Below are 18,814 nucleotides of genomic sequence, written 5' to 3' on the forward strand. Positions count from 1 at the left end.
GCTCAGCCGACCCATACCGCCTTGAGGTTGCAGAACTCGCGGATACCGTGGGCGGACAGTTCCCGGCCGTAGCCGGAACGCTTCGTGCCGCCGAAGGGCAGCTGCGGGTACGACGTCACCATGCCGTTGAGGAAGACCGCACCGGCGTCGAGTTCCGCCACGAACCGTTCCTGCTGCGCGGCATCGGTGGTCCAGGCGTTGGCGCCCAGGCCGAAGGACGTCGCATTCGCCAGGTCGACGGCCTCCGTCGCGGACGCGACGCGGTACAACGCCGCGACCGGGCCGAAGACCTCCTCGGCGTACATCGCCATCTGCGGTGTCACACCGGCGATCACCGTCGGCGGGTAGTACCAGCCGGGACCGGCGGGGACCACGCCGCCGCACAGCACCTCCGCCCCGCGCTCGCGTGCATCCGACACGAGACGTTCGACGTCCTGGCGACCGGTGGCCGTCGCCAGCGGCCCGACGTCGGTGGCCGGATCGGCCGGATCCCCGACGACCAGCGCCTGCATCCCGGCGACGAAGGCCGCGGTGAACTCGTCGTACACCTCGGCGTGGACGATGAACCGTTTCGCCGCGATACACGACTGGCCGTTGTTCTGGCAGCGCGCGGTGACCGCGACCGCGGCAGCCTTGGCCACGTCGGCTGACGGCATCACGAGGAAGGCGTCGGAACCGCCGAGTTCCAGCACGGTCTTCTTGACCTCGTCACCACACACCGCGGCGACGGCCCGGCCAGCCGATTCCGAACCGGTCACCGTGGCGGCTCGCACCCGCGGGTCGCGCAGTATCCGGTCCACCGCGCCGGAACCGACCAGCAGCGCGGTGAACGTCCCCGGCGGAAAGCCCGCGCGCCGGAAGAGGTCCTGCAGATACAGCGAGCACTGCGGCACGTTCGACGCATGCTTGAGCAAACCCACGTTGCCGGCCATCACGGCCGGGGCGGCGAAGCGAATCACCTGCCAGAGCGGGAAGTTCCACGGCATAACGGCGAGGACGACGCCCAGTGGCGCATAGCGGCCGAACGCCCGGGACGCCCCCACCTGTGCGCCGTCCACCGGCTCGTCGGCGAGGAAGGCTTCGGCGTGCTCGGCGTAGAACCGCATCGCCTGCGCGCACTTGGTCGCCTCGGCTCGGGCGGCCGTCACGGTCTTGCCCATCTCGAGGCTCATCAGTTCGGCGATGTCGCTGTTGTCGGCGTCGAGCAGATCGGCGGCGCGGGCCATCAGCGCGGCCCGGTCGGCGAAGGCCGTCGTACGCCACGACACGAACGCCGAGTGCGCGGCGGCGATCGCGGCGTCGATCTCGGTCGCCGACAGTGGATCGAACCGCCGCAGCGTCTCGCCCGTCGCCGGGTTCACCGTCGCGATCGCCATGAGTCCTCCCACTGTCGGCCGCCACCATCATCACCGGACAGCCGCGCCACAGCAGGGCGGCGACGGACGGACCGCCACGGCAGGGCGGGCCATCGGGGCGGATAGGCCGGGCCGAGCGGGGCGGGCGCGCCTACTGCGGCGGGACGGCCGGCCGGGCCGAGCGGGGCCGGGCGGATAGGCCGGGGCGAGCGGGGCCGGCGGACAGGCCGGGCCGAGCGGGGCCGGGCGGACAGGCCGGGGCGGACCGGGCCACGGAGGCGGCACTACGATCGCCGGGCGTCGCCGTCGAGTCCGGCCGTGACGCTGTCTGAGCGTGCCGCGCGACGTGACCGGCGATCTGCCGACGACGCGACCGCCCGACCACGAGGAGAGCGGATGGACCAGCTGCGGTTGGACGGCCAGGTTGCGGTGATAACCGGGGGCGCCCGGGGTCTGGGCAGGGCGTATGCGGTCCATCTCGCCAGTCGCGGCGCCGCCGTCGTCGTCAACGACCTCGGCACGGACCTGCAGGGCGAAGGCGCCACGTCCGGCCCGGCAGAGGAAGCCGCCGAACAGATCCGCAGCGAGGGCGGCAGGGCCGTCGCCAACGGCGACGACATCTCCGACCCCGCCGGCGCGCAGCGGCTGGTGGACCAGGCCATCGCCGAGTTCGGCCGGCTCGACATCGTGGTGAACAACGCCGGTATCGGCAACGAGCCACCGCTCGGCGAGATCCAGTTGAAGGATTTCGAACGGATCCTGCGCGTGCACGCCGGCGGGCACTTCAACGTCACCAACTCGGCCTGGCCGCATCTGGCGGAACAGAAGTACGGCCGGATCGTGATGACCACATCGGTGTCGCTGTTCGGCGCCGAGATCATCGCCTACCCCGCCGCCAAGGGTGCGATCCTCGGGATGACCAGGTCGTTCAGCCTGCTGGGTGCACCTCACGGCATCAAGGTCAACGCGATCAACCCCGGCGCGTTCACCCGCATGGCAGAAGCCGCCTTCCCGGTGGGGCACCCGAGGCGTGCAGCACAGGAAGCCTTCAGCGTCGAACTCGTCGCCCCGCTGGTCGGCTGGCTGTCACACGAGTCCTGCAGCGTCACCGGTGAAGCGTTCGACTGCCGCGGCGGCATCGTCGCCCGAATGTTCCTGGGTCTCAACGACGGTGTCCGCGACCCGCAGCTATCGATGGAATCGATCGACCGCAACATCGACCGGATCATGGACGTCACAAAGTTCCACATTCCGACGGACAATCTCGACGCCAAGGACTGGGTCGTCCAGGCGCCCGAGATCTCCTGACCGTCCAGTACCTCGGCGGGACGTCCCGGACCTGAGCCCCGCCACCGGACGTCCCGGACCTGAGCGCCGCCACCGGACGTCCCGGACCTGAGCCCCGCCTACCGCCGGACCCGGCCTCCGCCTACCGCCGGACCCGGCCTCTGCCTACCGCCGGACTTTCAGCGGCCGGCGGAGAGGTACCACGCCATGACGTCCCGATGTTGCGCGCCTTGTCGTCGTTAACGTGGCCACTATCGGCTGAGTTGGCGCCCACAAGGCGCGCAACGCTGTCCAACGGAGCGGCGCCGGGCCACGGGGACTACCTACCGAGGACGTACCAGCCGCTGACGTCCCGGCCACCCGTCCCGGTATTGCGCGCCTTGTCGTCGTTAACGTGGCCACTATCGGGTGACTTAGCACCCACAAGGCGCGCAACGCCGGCATGGACGTCGCCGGCAGGGATGTAGCTGTGCGCCCGAAGGGACTCGAACCCCTAACCTTCTGATCCGTAGAGGCATTTCGGGGGTTCGCTGCGGGCCGCGGGGGTGCGTTTCCGCAGGTCAGGGCGTTGCACGGAAGTCCATGAACAACGGCGAACGGACCGCACAGCTGACGCCATAGCTGACAAACGATCTTGGAACGTGGCCGACTCCTACCGAGCTGATCGGCTCGAGCGGGAGCGGGAGCATCATGCGGAGTCCTGAGTATGGTCGCGGAGAGCGAGGCGCTGAAGGTCGTACCAACTACCGGCCTGCTCAACAGCCAACGTCGCGAGCCACGTCCACGTGATCAACGAGTTCGACGTCGAGTAGAAGATCGTTCGGACTCCGCCGTACCCCCTTCCGCCAGCCATGCGTGTGGCGGCCTTGACCGCGGCTGGTGGGTGACGCCGACCCAGTTCGCTATGGCAGCAGGCTCGGCGCGGGTTGGGCGAGACGTGACTGCATCCACGGGTAAGGATCGACGAGGGCGGTCTTGGCGTCCTTCCGCGCCGCGACGACGGGGCCGAGTGCACCGCCGGCCACGTAATGACGTGCTCGGGTCTCCCCGATGGCAGCGAGTAGGTCGAGCTCGACCAGCGCCTTGAGGTCGCGGCTCGCCGTACGCTCCTCGACCTCGGCACGCTTGAGGTAGGTGGCCCGGCGGATGCGGTAGCCCAGGGCCGCCTCATAGAGGGCGAGCCCGGTCCGCTCGGGTAGGCCGTGAGCGGCGATCACCTCGTCGATCGCCGACCACATGTCGACCGCCTGACGGATGCGCCCGCGCAGGGTCTGAGCCTGCATGTGATGCGCGCGGAGGTTGAACGACACCCAGAGGCCGGCGTCGCGTTCGGGGTGCCACGCCCCGGCGCCAGTGTGAGCGAGCACTCGGTAGTAGTCGGGGGTGTTGGCGCCTAGCCATTCCTCGATGCTGGAGAAGGTCGGTTCGGCCAGGCCGCGACGGGCGAGGACGAGTGTCTGGAGCGCGCGGGCGAGGCGTCCGTTGCCGTCGCGGAACGGATGGATCATCACCAGGTTGAGGTGGGCCATCGCAGCCTGGACGAGCGCGTCGTCGCGGTCGTCGGCGAGGCTAGCGACGAGTTCGTCGACGAGTCCCGCCACGGTGCTGGCGTCGGGAGCGGCGTAGACCTGAGCGTCGGCTGCCTCGTCGTGGACGAAGATCGGCCCGGTGCGGTAGCTGCCCGGTGACTTGGTCAGGTCATGGCTCAGCAGCATGAAGTGCATGCCGCGAATCGCCGAGGCGTCGATAACGAAGTGCTCGTCGGCGGACATGGCCAGCACGTACCCCAGGGCCTGCCGGTAGCCGCGGATCTCGGCGAATGTCTGCTCGTCAGCGCTCAGCGGCTCCTCGCCGTCGACTGCCGCTGCGGCGTCGTCGACTTCGACGACGTACCCCTCGATGCTGTTGGACCCGCGGATCGCCGCCGCGAGGGCATGGCGTCGGAGCCCGCCGGTCCAGCGCTTGGGTGCGCGGAGGAAGTCGGCGAGTTCGGACCGGGTGGCGTGGATCTCGTCCAGCACCAGCCGGTCCTCGAGGGTGAGCTCGGAGGTCTGGAAGATCATGGGATGTCCTGATGTCTCAATTCTTAAGACACGGTACGCGTGTGCCGAGAATGTCGCAAGATTGAAGACATCGGGACAGGCTCACGAGCACTGGGAATGACGTCGGGGTTCGCCGCCGGGCGATCTACCTGTCCGCGGGCGGTCTGGCTGACCTCGGGCCAGCTCCGCCGCGGACGCCTCAGGTCGGGTCGGCCAGCGCAGCGAAGATGCCGTCGGTCTCGGCCGCGTCGAACGCCGACGCGTTGAAGCTGCCGCCGATCCATTCGAGCAACTCGTCGTGGCGGTCGTGCTGAGGGTCGCCGATAGCGTCGAGGAAGTCGCCGTAGCCCCACGGCCCGCCGACGTCCTCCGGCGGGCAGGCCCGGCGGCCGTCGAGGCAGACTGGGCGCTGCTTCCCCAGGGCGGGCACGACGTCCTCGACGACGACCTGATGCCGCCAGCCGTCGCCGAAGTCGTACTCGAAGGTGAACCGGTCGCCAGCGCCGACGAGGTCGCCGAGCCGGACGGTCGAGGGGTCGATCGCGTCATCGGGCCAGTCGTCGTCGTTGTCCATGTAGGTGGCGGAGCCGATGCGGAACAAGGCCAGGTGGTAGCCGGCCCACCCCATCGCCGTGAGCAGCGCCTCCTGCACCTGCGCGAGCGTGTAGTCGCTCGGCACGAGGACGCGCCGCCAGACCGGCGGCTTCACGTCCTTCAGGGTGATCTTGAGCTGGTGCGCCGTTGCCACCCGAACATCCTGGCGCAGTCGGGCGTCATCCGACTGCCACGTTCGGCGACGTATCGCAGATACCAGTGTGTGCCGAGATCCTGGAGGCCCGAGAAGGCGCTCGTGACAGTGACAGTCACGAGGCCGGTTCGTCGATCGCCAGCGTGGTGATGCGCTCGACGAATTCGACGAGGCTGGCGTAGGGGATGCGTCGCGATCGACCGAGGCGGACGGATCGGAGCTCGCCGTCGCGCATGAGGGCGTACACGGTTGTGCGACCGAGGCCGAGGACTCGGGCGGCCTGCTCCGGAGTGAGCAGGATCGGCGGCACGATGTCGGGTGATGGGCTGGGGTTCGCGGGCGTCCGCGCGGTGGCTGTCATGTACACAGATGCGCGATGTGAGCCCACGAGCGCTCACCGGCGTCTGCGGCGACGACGGATCCGCACAAGACTCGGGATGGCGTGTATGTGCAAGCAGGAACTGCAGCGAACGCACTGTCACCTGCGCTGACGCGCACGGCCGCTAGTGACGGACGCGGTGACGGACCCCGTGACGGTGCTGACGGACCCCGTGACGGTGGTGGCGGCTCCCGCGCAGGCGTCGTGACGGTGTCCATGACCGTGCTGACGGACTCCGTCACCGAAGTGACGGACTCAATGACCGTGACAGTCGCTGCAACGCGGCTGGCAGTTGCGGTGACGACGCAAGTGACGGACTCCGTGACGGAGTCCCTGAGGAAGGTGTCGGGCGTCGAAGGGATGTCTGATGCTGTCAATCGGTTTGGTCGCGTCCGCGAGTGCGGCGGCCACGTACTTCCTCGGGAACGCTGTCGGGTGCCAGGCGGACTACTACCTCCATCCGGACGGGCACTCGGGCCGTTGGATCGGCAGCGGCGCCGCAGCGCTGGGGTTGAGGGGCGGTCTGGCCGCCGCGGGTGAGTGGGCGTTCCGGCTCCTGCTCGACGGCCGTGACCCTCACGGCGAGCGACTGGTCGAGCCGGTGCTCCGAGCCGATCCGCGGTCGCTGCTGCCAGCGACTCCGTTGGTGAAAGCCGTTCGCTCCGCGGCGGCCGCTCTCGGCGTGCCCGTGCCGTTCCTTCTCGATGACCGGCGGCTCGCGGACCGCTTCACGGCTCTCGCCAGGCACGTGGGCGGTCGACGGGGCGTCAGGGTTGACCTGGCGGGGCGCCTGGCCGAGCCCACGGGTCGGGACCTGCACAGCATCTACGCGCGACCGGGCAGCACCAGGTCGGGCCTCGTCGACCGGGCGCTCCGGCACCTGGGCAAGCGCGTCGACACCCGCCGCGCCGGGTATGACCTCACCTTCTCGGCGCCAAAGTCCGTGTCGCTCCTTGCCGCATTCGGCGGACGCACCGTCACAGGTGCGGTGGTCGCCGCCCACGCTGCTGCAGTCGAGGAGGCTGTGGGGTGGCTCGAGCGCACGACGGCCACAGCGGCCCGCGGCCACCACGGCGACGGCCGGCGCGCCGACAGGGTGGAGACGTCAGGATTCGTCGCTGCCGCGTTCGAGCACGGCACGAGCCGCGCCGGCGACCCACAGGTGCACACCCATGTAGTCGTCGTCAATGTCCTTCGCGGCGTGGACGGCCGCTGGTCCGCGGTCGACAGCCGTGCCCTGTTCCGTCACGGCAAGACCGCCGGCTACCTCTACCAGGCAACGCTGCGCGCCCAACTCACCGAGCGGCTCGGCGTCGAATGGGAGCCGGTCCGCCGGGGAGTCGCGGAGATCCTCGGGGTTCCGAGCGTCGTACGTCGCGCCTTCGCGAAGCGGTCCGAGCAGGTCCGCACCGCGCTCCGCGCGGCGGGGGCGACAGGCTCGAAGGCCGCTCAGGCGGCGTGCCTCGACACCCGTCCCGACAAGGAGCGAGTCCCGTCCGAGGAGCTCGAGCTCCGCTGGGCTGCCGAGCTCCGGGAACTGGGCTTCATGCCGCACGAGATGGTCGACGCGTGCGTCGGCCGCGCCGGGGAGCCGCCCGATTTCGACGACCTTGTCCCCCGGCTGGTGGGGGCCGACGGTCTGACGCGCCATGACACGTCCTTCGACCTCGACGACGTACTGCAGGCGATCTCGGCCGGGCTCCCGTCCGGCGCAGACATCGCGATGATCGAGCGCCTGGCCGCAGACGTGGTCTCCCACCCGGAAGTGGTGGCGCTCGAATCCCCCGTCGAGGCCTCGACCTGGTCTCCTCGATGGACCACGACCGACCTGCTGCTCACCGAGCAGCGAGCCGTGGCCACCGCCGACCTGTTGCGCAGCCGGATTGATCCCGCAGCGCCGCCGCAGGTCGTCGACGGCGCGGTCCTGGCCCACACCCTGGGACCGGACCAGTTCGAGATGGTCCGCAGATTGACGTCGGGCCACGGCCGCCTGCACGTGGTGGTCGGGCCAGCCGGCTCCGGGAAGACGGCAGCGCTGGCGGCGGCATACGAGGTCTGGTCGCGGGAAGGCCGCCAGGTGGTCGGGGCTGCCCTGTCAGCGATGGCCGCTCGCCAGCTCGGGCAGGGGTCAGGCATCCCCAGCGGCACGATCGCGCAGGCCCTCAACGGCATCGACCGCGCCTACACGGTGCCCCGCGACTTCCGGCTCTCTCGTGGGAGCGTGCTCGTGATCGACGAGGCGGGCATGGTCGGCACCCGGGACCTCGATCGGCTGCTCAGTCACGTCGCAGATGTGGGAGCGACCGTCGTGCTCGTGGGGGACCCCGCCCAGCTGCCGGAGATCGAGGCTGGCGGCCTGTTCGCCGAACTGGCTTCGCGCGGCGCAATCGAGCTGGGAACCAACCGTCGCCAGGAAGCAGCTTGGGAGCGAGAGGCGCTTGCCCAGCTGCGTGACGGCGATCCCGGGCGCGCGCTGGACGCGTACGTCGCCCACGGTCGCGTTCACATCGACGCCGACCGGGACTCCCTGCACGCACGGGTGGTCGCCGACTACCTCGAGGCACGACGCAGCGGCGCCGACGTCGCGATACTCGCCGCGACGAGGGCCCAGGTTCGGTCGCTGAACGATCAGGCGCGTCAGGAGTTGGCAGCCGTCGGAGAGCTGGCGGGCCCAGAGCTCGTCATCGCGGCCGAGTATGGCGACCTCTCCCTGCGCGCGGGCGACCGGGTGATCGTCACGGCCAACGACTACTCGCGCAGCCTGCTCAACGGCACCCAGGCGACGGTCACAGCCGTCGACCTTGAGCACGCCGCCGCAACGATCGTGACAGCCGACGGTGGCGTGCACTCGTTCGACCACGAGCAACTGCGCCAGGGCCGACTCGACCACGCCTACGCCCTCACCTGCCACAAGGCACAGGGGCAGACGCTCGATCGCACGCTCGTCCTCGGCTCGGCAGCGCTGGGGCGCGAGACGGCGTACGCCGCTCTCTCCCGGGGGCGCGAGGAGAACCACCTCTACCTCGCACCGCAATCGTCGGCCACCGACCCCGGACCTGAGTGGCTGCTCGACGCCGTCATGGCGACGACGGACAGGCAATTCCGCCGCTCCGCACGGCACCTGCTCGCCACGTGCCAGTCGCCCGAGCCGGCCAAACGGCATGACCGAACCCGGGCGAGGTCGCCCGAGCCTGACCACGGTCTCAGCCGCTGACTTCGGCGCGTCGTCCACAGGCCAAAGGGTGCGGCACTCGACGGGTGGGTGCCGGCGCCCGGAGGCTGATCCGTTCGATCAAGGAGGTAGGGATGGGCAAGCGAGGCCACGGTGAAGGCACCGTCTACCGGAACCGGGGCAAGTGGGCCGGCGCTCTTACGGTCGGCTTCAACGCGGCCGGCGAGCAGCAGCGTCGGTACGTCTCCGGTGCGACCCGCAGAGACGTGCTGGACAAGCTCGACGAGCTACGTCGCCAGCGCGACGCCGGTCACCTGATCACCAGCACCCGCGGCATGACGGTGGAGGAGTACTTCGCGGACTGGGCGGTCGGGACGATTGCGCACCAGGTGGCGATCGGCGACCTGCGCGAGTCGACGGCAGACAACTACCTCGACATCGCGGACCGGCTGATCGTGCCCTACCTCGGTCGGCACAGGCTCGAGGAGTTGAAGCCCGTGCACCTACGCGAGTGGCTCGCCACCCTGCGCGGCACCACGAACAGCCGAGGCAGGCCGTTCGCGTCGCGCACCGTGCAGCTCGCGCACGCCATTCTTCGGCGGGCGTTGAACGACGCGCTGCGCGACGAGCTCGTGACGCGGAACGTCGCCCTCCTGGTGAAGTCGGGCCGCGTCACCTCGCCCACGATCGCGCCGCTCCGCCCCGAGGAGCTCAAGGCACTGCTCGCCGAAGCGCCCAACGACCGACTGCACGCGCTGTGGCTGCTGCTCGTCTCGCTCGGCCTACGGCGCGGAGAAGCGCTGGGCCTGCATTGGGACGACATCGATTTCGAGGCACGGACCCTGTCGGTCCGTCGATCGCTCCAGCGTCGCCGCACCCAGGAGCGCACCCCGAGCGGACGCCGGCGGGGGCACCTGGTCGAGGTCGAGACCAAGACGGCTGCGAGCGTGCGCAAGGTCGCGCTTCCGGACGTCCTCGTCGAGGTGCTCCTTCGTCACCGGGAGCAGCAGTCGGTGGAACGCGCGTCGGCGGACGTCTGGGTCGAGCCGCAGCTGGTGTTCACCACGCACCTCGGCACGTGGCTCGACCCACAGAACGTGTACGGCTTCTGGCACGACCTTTGCGACCGCGCCGGCGTCCGCAGGTGTCGTCCCCACGACCTGCGCCACACCGCAGCATCCGTCCTCCTCATGCAGGGCGCGGACATGCGCACCGTCATGGAAGTGCTCGGCCATTCGCGAATGGCTACGACGTCCGACCTCTACACCCACGTCCTCGACGAAGTGAAGGTCGACGCGGCGCACCGGATGGACGCATTCATCCGCGGACTGGCTGGAGAGCGGCGAACGGATGGTGGAGGGAGCAGGCCAGCCGGCCAGCGCTGGAGCCTTTGACGCCGCGGTGCAAGGCAGGGGAAGGCTCTCGTCCGCTTAGGTAGAAGGCGACCCTGCCGCCGTCGAGTGTCCGGGCAGGGTGAGGCTAAAGCTGGCGCCGGCACCTGCCCCGTGTGATCGTGCGTCGAGCGTTCCGCCGTGCGCCTCCGCGAGGGCACGAGCGATCGTGAGTCCGAGGCCAGTGCCGCCGGTGCCCGTGGTGCGGGAGGCGTCCGCGCGGTAGAACCGGTCGAAGATGAGCGGCAGGTGCTCGGCGCCGATGCCGGCGCCGTTGTCGGTCACCTCGACGATGACGTCGGCGCTCGCGCGGCCGAAGGAGACCACCACCTCGCCGCCGGCGGGCGTGTGGTGCAGCGCGTTGTCGAGCAGGTTCCCCAGGATCTGGGAGAGCCGGACTGCGTCCGCGTCGATGACGATGGGCCCGGCCTCGGTGCGCGGGGTGAGCGTGACGCCGGCCGCCGCGTAGGCGGGGGCGAAGGCGAGGCAGGACTCTGCGACCACGTCGGCCACATCGACGGGCGTCCGGTGCAGGGTGAGCGCGTGCTCCTGGACGAGGGTCAGGTCACGGAGGTCCTCCGCGAGGCGCTGCAGCCGCCCGATCTGCGCCTGGATCGTCGCCACGCTCTCCTGCCGGGGGACGACGTCGTCGGCGAGGGCCTCGGTGTAGAGCTCCAGCGTCGCCAACGGGGTGCGCATCTCGTGGGCGAGGTCTGCCAGCAGCTGGCTGCGAGCTCGTTCGGTGTCCGCGAGCCGGTCGCCCATCCGCTGGAGGCTAGATCCCAGGCGCGCCACCTCGTCGCTGAACGGGTCGGTGCGGAGCCCGACGGCGTACCTGCCGGCGGTGATCGTGTCGGCCGCGGTCGCCAGCTCCTCGATCGGTCTGGCGAGGCGACGCCCCAGCGGGCGGGACAGGACTGCGGCCGCCAGCACGGCTACCGCGAGGGCTGCCACGAGCGCGAGCGCCCCCGCGGTGCGGAAGGCCTCTTCCGCGTGGCCTTGCACGACGGGGTCGGTCTCGCCGGTGGCGGCCAGATGGTCTGCGAACACGCGGGGTGCGACAAGCGCGACAGCCAGCACCAGGGTGACCACGCTGACGAGTGCGACCTGCATCTGGGCGGCCAGGACCCGGCGGCCGAGCCTGGGCAGGCGTCGCCGGCCTGTCATCCCGTGCCCCGTCGGTAGCCGACTCCCCGCACGGTGAGAATGAAACGACGCTGCCGAGGGGTGTCCCCCAGCTTGGCGCGCAGCCGGGCGACGTGGGCATCGACGACCTGTGCATCCCCGAACCACTCGCCGCCGCGGACGGCCTCGATGATCTCCTCGCGGGTCACGACCCCCCCGTCAGCACGCAGCAGCAGCTCGAGGATGCCGTACTCGGTGCGCGTCAGGTCGACGGCCTCGCCGCCGAGGCTGACGCTGCGGGCGTGGGTACTCATCACCAGGTCTCCGAGGGTGAGATCCTCGCGCTGGACGGCGGAGGCGGGGATGTGGATCCGTGGCCGGCGAAGCATGGCGTGGCAGCGGGCGACCAGCTCGGTGGAGGAGAACGGCTTGACGAGGTAGTCGTCCGCTCCGGCCGAGAGCGCGGCGACCTTGTCCTGATCGCCGTCTCTCGCAGTGAGCATCAGGATGTAGGCGTCAGTGAACGTGCGAAGCTCCTGGCAGACCGTGATGCCGTCCGCGCCCGGGAGCATGACGTCGAGCACGACGAGGATGGGCATGTCCTGGCGCGCTGTGGTGACAGCCGAGGGCCCGTCGTGGGCCACCGAGACGTCGAACCCCTCACGCTCCAGGTAGCTGCCCACGATGCGCGCCAGAGGACGTTCGTCGTCCACCACGAGCACTCGGCCCAGACCCACGCGGCCTCCTTCGGTCCGTCACAGCATCCCGCAGGCGGCCGCCGTCGGCACCGCCGGTCAGCCGATGGCGGTCGGGGACGCCGACGAGCGCGGCCGGGAGGGGTAGCCGGTGTCGAAGTGCATGTAGTCGGGCACCTTGATGTTCTGCCACACCCAGCCCCGGTCCTCGAACAGCTGGACCGGCAGGCTGCCCTTGCGGATGATCCCAGGCCCGGACGTCGCCTCCGCGTAGGTGGCGCGGGGCATCCAGCACTCGCACCGCGGGTCCTTCCACGGGTTCTGCACGGGGTTGATGTCGATGGCTCGGCCGCTGGCGTGCGGAGAGTCGGAGACCGGTGCGTTGATCTGGCCGGGCTTGCGGCAGTTGTAAGCCGACGTGTTGTTCGCCCGCAGGCTGCGCACGACATCGCCGCCGTACCGCTCGACCGGCTCCATGCGCTCGATCGGGAAGCGGGCGTCGAACAACGCTGTGAAGATCTCCGCGAGGTCCCCGATGCTGTCGCGGTGAGCGACCAGCGAGCCGCGGCGTTGTTCGCCGTCGAAGTCCACGTACCCGATCTGCAGGCGCCGCAGGTCAGCCCGGCCCACCGGGCAGCCAGGACGCCACGTTCCGGTCGAGACCATCCGACGCCACTGCTCGTCGGAGATCGGACTGACCACCGGGCGAGCGTCAGGTGCCGCCGGCTGGGTTGGGGTCGGGCTCGGAGTCGGAGGCAGGCTGGGTGTGGGGACCCCGGCAGTCGGCGCGGGCGAGGTGCCTGGCGCCGAGGCGCCGGGCAGCGGCTGGGTCGACTGCCCGGACGCCGGCTCGTACCACAACAGACCGGCCAGCACGCCGCCCACAGCCGCCACGATCAGTGCCAGCACGACCAGCGTCGTCCTGCCCCGCGAGCGCGTCACCTCGGACTTCCGCTGAGTTCGCGCTCCATCCGCACCAGGGGGCGCCCGTCCAAGGCCTTGCGGGACCCGTCGGTGGTGGACCAGCCTCGCCGGTCGTAGAAGCGACGCGCGGTGGCGTTGTCCTCCTCGGTGACCAGGTGCAGGCGCTGCGTGCCGCTACGGCGGGCCTCCCCTACGAAGGCGTCCAGCAGCGCCGCGCCCCCGCCGCGCTGGCGGTACCGGCTCTCCACGCAGATGTAGATGAGCTCGCCCTCACCGGACTCGCCGCCTGCCGCCCGCCTGGCCTTCAGTGAACGCAGCGCCCGACCGGCGTAGCTGCGTGCCCTGACTCGGACGAAGTCCCCCCAGAGCCGCGGCCGCGCCAGGAGGGCGGCAGCTCCCCGGCTGGCGAGGTCGGCGGACAGCACGAGCGGCCCCGTGCCGTAGACCGCGTCGTCCGTCGTCCCGAGCAGGTACCCGACGAGGCAGTCGTCAGCGTCGTGCGCGACCAGCGAGACCGACGCCGGACGCAGCATGTGCGCGCGCATCCAGCGTCGCATGAAGCCTTCACCCAGCCGCGCGTAGAAGCCCGCGGGGAACGCCTGCAGGTGCCAACCGACAACTGCCGGGACGTCGTCGACCGTCATCGCACGGATCCGATGCCCGACAGCGGGGACGGTCCCCTGCTTGGCATCGACAGGGCGCTGCTCGAGTGCGGTCACAGGCGGATCCGTGTGGTTGGACTGGTTACCTGCCCATCGTCACCTCGGCAAGGTCGGCCACCCGCTGCGCTGTATGACGATCACATGACGCCACGCGAGCAGCACCCGAGCCGTTGCGCCCTCTCGGCGACGAGATTGGGCCGGAGCGATTCGGATCGGTGTGCTGAGGCAGCACGCCGTCATCGGGGGCCGGACCGGCACGTTGAGCATCCGGCCAGGGTGGCGCGGGTCATGCTGGTCTCGTGGACGTGACGTTGCTGGTCATCGAGGGCTGCCCTCATGCGGACGCCGCGGCTGCGAACCTGACTGCGGCCCTCGCCCAGGCCGGGGTCGGCGAGGCTGTCGTGGCCCAGGTGGTGATCGCTTCTGCCCGCGATGCGTCGACGTGGGAGTTCCGCGGGTCGCCGACGGTGCTGCTCGACGGTCGTGATCCGTTCGCGGGTGATGCGCCCAGGTCCTTCGAGGTCAGCTGCCGGATGTACCTCACCCAGGAGGGCCTGGCCGGCGTTCCCAGCGTGCAGCAACTCGTCGAAGCCCTTCGGGGACACACCAGCTGAAAGGTCACCCCCAGGACCTTCATCGCTTCTTCACCATCCGAGGGCATACCCTAGGGGGGTATCATGGTTCAGTAGTCATGGAGCTGGACGAGGAGGCTGTCATGACCGGATCGGTGTCCGTGGTGCTGAACGTCGGTGGCCTGCACTGGGCCACGTCGCAGGACGTCGTAGAGCGCGCCCTCGCGCGCCGGCCCGGAGTCGTCGACGTTGCGGCGAATGCGGTGTCGCAGACGGCGCTGGTGACCTACGACCCGTCGGTGACGTCGATGACGCAACTGGTTGGCTGGGTGCGCGACTGCGGCTACCACTGCTCGGGCCGTTCGGTCCCCGACCACGTCTGCGACCCGATGGCCGAGCCCGCGCCGGCCGGCACGACCGCCGCCCACCTCGAGCACACCGGGCACGCGGTGCACGTCGCCGAGGCTGAGCACACCGGGCACGGCGCCCCCGAAGTGGCGCAGCACGCGGCTGCGACGGCGGACCACGTCGGGCACGCGGGCCATGACGCCGCGGCCGCGCCGACGTCGAGCCCGCACGACGCGATGGGTCACGGCGGGCACGCGGGCATGTCGATGGCAGACATGGTCGCGGACATGCGCCGCCGGTTCCTGTTGGCACTGGTGCTGTCGATCCCGATCCTGTTGTGGTCCCCGATCGGGCGGGACGTCCTCGGGTTCGACGTGCCGGCACCGTTCGGGCTGCGCGACGACGTGGTCAGCCTGCTGCTGAGCATCCCGGTCGTGTTCTGGGCCGGGTGGATCTTCTTCGACGGAGCGGTCCGTGCGCTGCGGCAACGGACGCTGGACATGATGGTGCTGGTCGCGGTCGCGATCGGCGCCGGCTGGCTATACAGCCTCGCGATCACCCTGACCGGCGGCGGCGAGGTGTTCTACGAGGCGGCCGCCGTCCTGACGACGTTCGTGCTCCTCGGTCACTGGTTCGAGATGCGGGCCCGCGGCGGCGCGAACGACGCAATCCGCACCCTGCTCGAGCTCGCACCGCCGAAGGCGCTCGTGCAGCGCGGCTACGACTGGGTCGAGGTCGACACAGCCGACGTCGTCGTCGGGGACCTGCTGCTGGTGCGCCCGGGTGCGAAGATCCCGGTCGACGGCGTCGTGCAGGACGGCGTCTCGGAGATCGACGAGTCGATGGTCACCGGCGAGTCCGTCCCCGTGGCCGTCACGGCCGGGTCGCCGGTGATCGGTGCGTCGGTGAACACCACCGGGTCGCTGCGCGTTCGGGCGACCAAGGTGGGCCGCGACACTGCCCTGGCCCAGATCGTCGCGATGGTCCAGGAGGCCCAGAACTCCAAGGCACCCGGCCAGCGCCTCGCCGACCGGGCCGCGTTCTGGCTCGTCCTGGTCGCCCTCGTTGGCGGGCTGGCAACGTTCCTGGCGTGGATGGCGCTGGGTCGCCCGGCGAGCGAGGCGCTGCTGTTCGCGATCACCGTCGTCGTCGTCACCTGCCCGGACGCCCTCGGCCTGGCGACCCCGACAGCCGTCATGGTCGGCACCGGCCTCGGCGCCGGACGCGGCGTCCTGTTCAAGACCGCCTGCGCGCTGGAGACGTCCGCCGCGATCGACACCGTCGTGATGGACAAGACCGGCACCCTGACCCGCGGCGAGCCGTCAGTCACCGACCTCGTCGTCGCCGACGGCAACGACCCCGCTCGCGTGTTGGCGCTCGCCGCCGCCGTCGAGCGGGAGTCCGAGCACCCGCTGGCCGCCGCGATCGCCCGCCACGCCCTTGAGCAGGGAGCGGCGTCGCTGACCGCTACAGGGTTCGCGAACGTGCCCGGCCGGGGCGCCCACGCGCAGGTCGAGGGCGCCACTGTCGCCGTCGGGTCGCCGGGGTTGCTGCGCGGGCTGGGCCTGGCCGTCCCCGACGAGCTGGTCGCGGACCGCGACCGGCTGGCCGCGCTGGGACGCACCGCCGTCTTGATCGGCGTAGGTGACACCGCTGTGGCCGTCGTCGCACTCGCGGACCGCCCGCGCGACACAGCAGCCGCCGCCGTCACCGCGCTGCACGAGCTGGGCGTCGAGGTCGTCATGCTCACCGGTGACAACGAGGCGACCGCCCGGGCGATTGCCGCCGAGCTCGGAATCGACGCGGTCATCGCCGGGGTCTTGCCCGACGGGAAGGCCGCCCGCATCCAGGCTCTGCAGCAGGCAGGCAAGCGCGTGGCGATGGTCGGCGACGGCGTCAACGACGCCCCCGCACTGGCCCTGGCCGATCTCGGCATCGCGATCGGTGCCGGCACCGATGTCGCCATCGAGACCGCCGACGTCGTCCTCATGCGCTCCGACCCGCTCGACGTCGCAGTCGCGCTGCGCGTCGGTCGGGGCACGGTGCGCAAGATGCGGCAGAACCTGGCCTGGGCGGTCGGCTACAACGCGATCGCGCTGCCGATCGCGGCTGGGGTGTTCGAGCCGGCGTTCGGGCTGATGCTGCGCCCCGAGATCGCCGCTCTCACCATGTCCGGGTCCTCGGCGATCGTCGCGATCAACGCGGTGATGCTCAAGCGGCTGCGGCTTCCTTCACCGAACCTTCGCCAGACCGCCACCGCCCCGCCGGTGGACCGCGTCGACGCTGACCATGCCGGGCACGGACCGTCCGCGACCGGCACGCAGGGGCGACCGTCATGACGCGCAACCACGCCCACCACCTCGCCCACGCGTCGAGGCTGGCCACGTTGTGGGTGCGACTGGCGCTCATCGGCGCGCTCGCACCTCAGGCGATCATGCTGCCGGTGCCGGTGCATGAGCCTCGTTCCCGGCGACCTCTCCCGGGTCGCGGTCTCGAAACGGTGGACATCGCCGTTTCTGTCAATGGCCGCCGATGCCGGTCAGGCGCGGGCTGAACGTCGAACCGCCGTCGGTCGACTCCACCACGGTCCCGCCGACCAGCACCGCGATCCGGTCGCCGTCGGCGGCTGCTGCAGCGGGCTGAGCGCCGGTGCTGCCGCGCTGGCTCCAGGTGGTCCCGCCGTCGGTCGAGACGTGCACGGTGCCGTCCGGTGCGATCCCGTACAACCCGTCCGGGGTCCAGGCGAGGAAGGCGAGCAGTGGTGCGCCTGCGACCGGCTGCCAGCTGGCACCGGTGTCGCGGGAGGCCATCGGGCCGGTCTGCGTGGTGGCCAGCGCCTGGGTCGGGTCGCCCGGGTCGAGGGCGACGTCGTAGACGCCGGGGTTGTCCAGGCGGGTGAAGGTCGCGCCGGCGTCGGTGGCTCGAAGCAGGGCGTTGTCGTGGGCGGAGACGCCCAGGATGGTGGAGCCTGTCGCGGTGAGCCGGTGGAAGTCGACCTCTCCGAGCAGGCTCAGAGTGGTCCACGTCGTGCCGTCGTCGGATGCTCTGAGGCCGAGGTCGCTGGGTAGGTCCTCCCCGGCACCGGGGTGCCCGGAGGCGAGCCAGCGGGTGCCGTCGTTGGTGAGGCCCATGACGTCGAACGGGGTCTCGCTGAGCAGCTGGGGTGGTTGCCCGGGTTCCTGCCGGTAGAGGCCTTCATGTGTGCCGAGCAGGAGAGCAGGTCCGTCGTAGGCGAGGTTGTGCACGTGCGACCAGGCGTCGCCGGCGACCTTGACCACAGATGCGACAGGTGACGGGGACCCCGGGCCCGTTGCCGACGACGATGTACTCGGCGCGGGCGAGGTGGGGGACGTAGCTCCCGTGGTGCTGCTGGCTGCGCAGCCGGTCAGGGCGAGGGCGGCGGCGACTCCGGCCGCCGTCAGGGCTGGCCGCCTCATCCGGTGAGCAAGGCCCGCATGGTGGTGATCTCGGCGGCCTGCCCGGCGACGACGGCTTCGGCGAGCGCCTTCACGTCGGCGTCGGCGGTCGTGGTCAGGACCTGGTTGGCCATGGCGAGGGCGCCCTGGTGGTGGGCGATCATCATGCCCAGCCACATCCGGTCGAAGTCCTCGCCAGTGGCGTCGGTCAGGTTCGCCATGTCCTGCTCGCTCATCATCCCGGCCATGCTCATCCCGCCCATGTCGGACGAGCCGTGGTCCATCGAGCCGTCCGAGGCCATGCCGGCCATCTGGGTCGGTGCTCCCCAGCGACCCAGCCAGTCGGTCATCTGCGCGATCTCGGGGTCCTGCGCGGTCTTGATCTGCTCGGCCAGGGCCCGGACCTCGTCGCCGGTGGGCTTGGCCAGGGCGATGTCGGCCATCTCCACGGCCTGCTCATGGTGGGGGATCATCAACTGGGCGAACGCTACGTCGGCGTCGCGACCGTCGAGGCTGGCGATCGCGGATACCGCGTTCGTCGGGGCGGTGCTGTGGTCGCCTGTGCCGCAGGCGGCGAGGGTCAGGGCAAGGGCCAGGCCGGTGGCGGCCAGGGCGAGGGGGCGTCGGGCGCTCATCGCGTTCGGTGTCTCCTTGCGGTGTCCGCCGGGGCCTGCTGCCCCGACGAGGGCGGGTGTTCG

At 70.7% G+C, this 18,814-nt stretch carries 15 protein-coding genes; 5 read left to right on the forward strand and 10 right to left on the reverse strand.

What is annotated here, in order from left to right; all coding sequences use genetic code 11:
- Positions 1-2: 2 nt before the first annotated feature.
- Positions 3-1,376, reverse strand: coding sequence for an NADP-dependent succinic semialdehyde dehydrogenase (locus EPO13_04790; GenBank protein ID TAK70268.1), 1,374 nt, complete (start codon positions 1,374-1,376; stop codon positions 3-5).
- Positions 1,377-1,760: 384 nt separating this feature from the next.
- Here EPO13_04790 and EPO13_04795 point away from each other — a divergent pair, with 384 nt between their 5' ends.
- On the forward strand, positions 1,761-2,663 hold the full coding sequence (locus EPO13_04795; GenBank protein TAK70475.1) for an SDR family NAD(P)-dependent oxidoreductase: 903 nt from the start codon (positions 1,761-1,763) through the stop codon (positions 2,661-2,663).
- 881 nt (positions 2,664-3,544) lie between these two features.
- Here EPO13_04795 and EPO13_04800 read toward each other — a convergent pair.
- From EPO13_04800 to EPO13_04810, 3 genes are all read right to left on the reverse strand, one after another.
- Positions 3,545-4,705, reverse strand: a complete 1,161-nt coding sequence (locus tag EPO13_04800) for a Fic family protein (protein ID TAK70269.1) — start codon at positions 4,703-4,705, stop codon at positions 3,545-3,547.
- Positions 4,706-4,883: 178 nt separating this feature from the next.
- The gene (locus EPO13_04805) at positions 4,884-5,450 is read right to left on the reverse strand and encodes a plasmid pRiA4b ORF-3 family protein (protein TAK70270.1); all 567 of its coding nucleotides are present in this window, start codon (positions 5,448-5,450) and stop codon (positions 4,884-4,886) included.
- A gap of 97 nt (positions 5,451-5,547) precedes the next feature.
- On the reverse strand, positions 5,548-5,742 hold the full coding sequence (locus EPO13_04810; protein TAK70476.1) for a DNA-binding protein: 195 nt from the start codon (positions 5,740-5,742) through the stop codon (positions 5,548-5,550).
- A gap of 436 nt (positions 5,743-6,178) precedes the next feature.
- Here EPO13_04810 and EPO13_04815 point away from each other — a divergent pair, with 436 nt between their 5' ends.
- Together EPO13_04815 and EPO13_04820 are read left to right on the forward strand one after the other, a co-directional pair.
- Positions 6,179-9,025 carry a conjugative relaxase gene (locus EPO13_04815; GenBank protein ID TAK70271.1) on the forward strand — a complete coding sequence of 949 codons (2,847 nt, stop codon included), beginning with the start codon at positions 6,179-6,181 and terminating at the stop codon, positions 9,023-9,025.
- A gap of 92 nt (positions 9,026-9,117) precedes the next feature.
- A complete protein-coding gene (locus EPO13_04820) occupies positions 9,118-10,377 on the forward strand; it encodes a site-specific integrase (protein ID TAK70272.1) in 1,260 nt (419 codons plus the stop codon).
- A gap of 36 nt (positions 10,378-10,413) precedes the next feature.
- Here EPO13_04820 and EPO13_04825 read toward each other — a convergent pair whose 3' ends face one another.
- The 4 genes from EPO13_04825 to EPO13_04840 all read right to left on the reverse strand — a co-directional run bounded on the left by EPO13_04825 (position 10,414) and on the right by EPO13_04840 (position 13,837).
- Positions 10,414-11,541, reverse strand: coding sequence for a HAMP domain-containing histidine kinase (locus EPO13_04825; protein ID TAK70273.1), 1,128 nt, complete (start codon positions 11,539-11,541; stop codon positions 10,414-10,416).
- Positions 11,538-12,230, reverse strand: a complete 693-nt coding sequence (locus tag EPO13_04830; GenBank protein ID TAK70477.1) for a response regulator transcription factor — start codon at positions 12,228-12,230, stop codon at positions 11,538-11,540. The genes EPO13_04825 and EPO13_04830 overlap by 4 nt, the downstream gene beginning before the upstream one ends.
- A 63-nt stretch (positions 12,231-12,293) precedes the next feature.
- Positions 12,294-13,070 carry a M15 family peptidase gene (locus tag EPO13_04835; GenBank protein ID TAK70478.1) on the reverse strand — a complete coding sequence of 259 codons (777 nt, stop codon included), beginning with the start codon at positions 13,068-13,070 and terminating at the stop codon, positions 12,294-12,296.
- 62 nt (positions 13,071-13,132) lie between these two features.
- On the reverse strand, positions 13,133-13,837 hold the full coding sequence (locus EPO13_04840; GenBank protein TAK70274.1) for a GNAT family N-acetyltransferase: 705 nt from the start codon (positions 13,835-13,837) through the stop codon (positions 13,133-13,135).
- Positions 13,838-14,079: 242 nt separating this feature from the next.
- On the opposite strand from EPO13_04840, the gene EPO13_04845 reads away from it, so the two are divergent.
- Complete coding sequence (locus EPO13_04845; GenBank protein TAK70275.1) at positions 14,080-14,394, forward strand: hypothetical protein; 315 nt, start codon at positions 14,080-14,082, stop codon at positions 14,392-14,394.
- Positions 14,395-14,495: 101 nt separating this feature from the next.
- Positions 14,496-17,039, forward strand: a complete 2,544-nt coding sequence (locus tag EPO13_04850) for a heavy metal translocating P-type ATPase (GenBank protein TAK70276.1) — start codon at positions 14,496-14,498, stop codon at positions 17,037-17,039.
- Between the two features lie 180 nt (positions 17,040-17,219).
- Here the strand turns inward: EPO13_04850 and EPO13_04855 are convergent, their stop codons facing one another.
- Both EPO13_04855 and EPO13_04860 read right to left on the reverse strand, forming a co-directional pair.
- A complete protein-coding gene (locus EPO13_04855) occupies positions 17,220-17,978 on the reverse strand; it encodes an exo-alpha-sialidase (GenBank protein TAK70277.1) in 759 nt (252 codons plus the stop codon).
- 155 nt (positions 17,979-18,133) lie between these two features.
- The gene (locus EPO13_04860) at positions 18,134-18,751 is read right to left on the reverse strand and encodes a DUF305 domain-containing protein (GenBank protein ID TAK70278.1); all 618 of its coding nucleotides are present in this window, start codon (positions 18,749-18,751) and stop codon (positions 18,134-18,136) included.
- Positions 18,752-18,814 lie beyond the last annotated feature (63 nt).

This window comes from Actinomycetota bacterium, from assembly GCA_004297305.1.
GTDB lineage: Bacteria > Actinomycetota > Actinomycetes > S36-B12 > FW305-bin1 > FW305-bin1.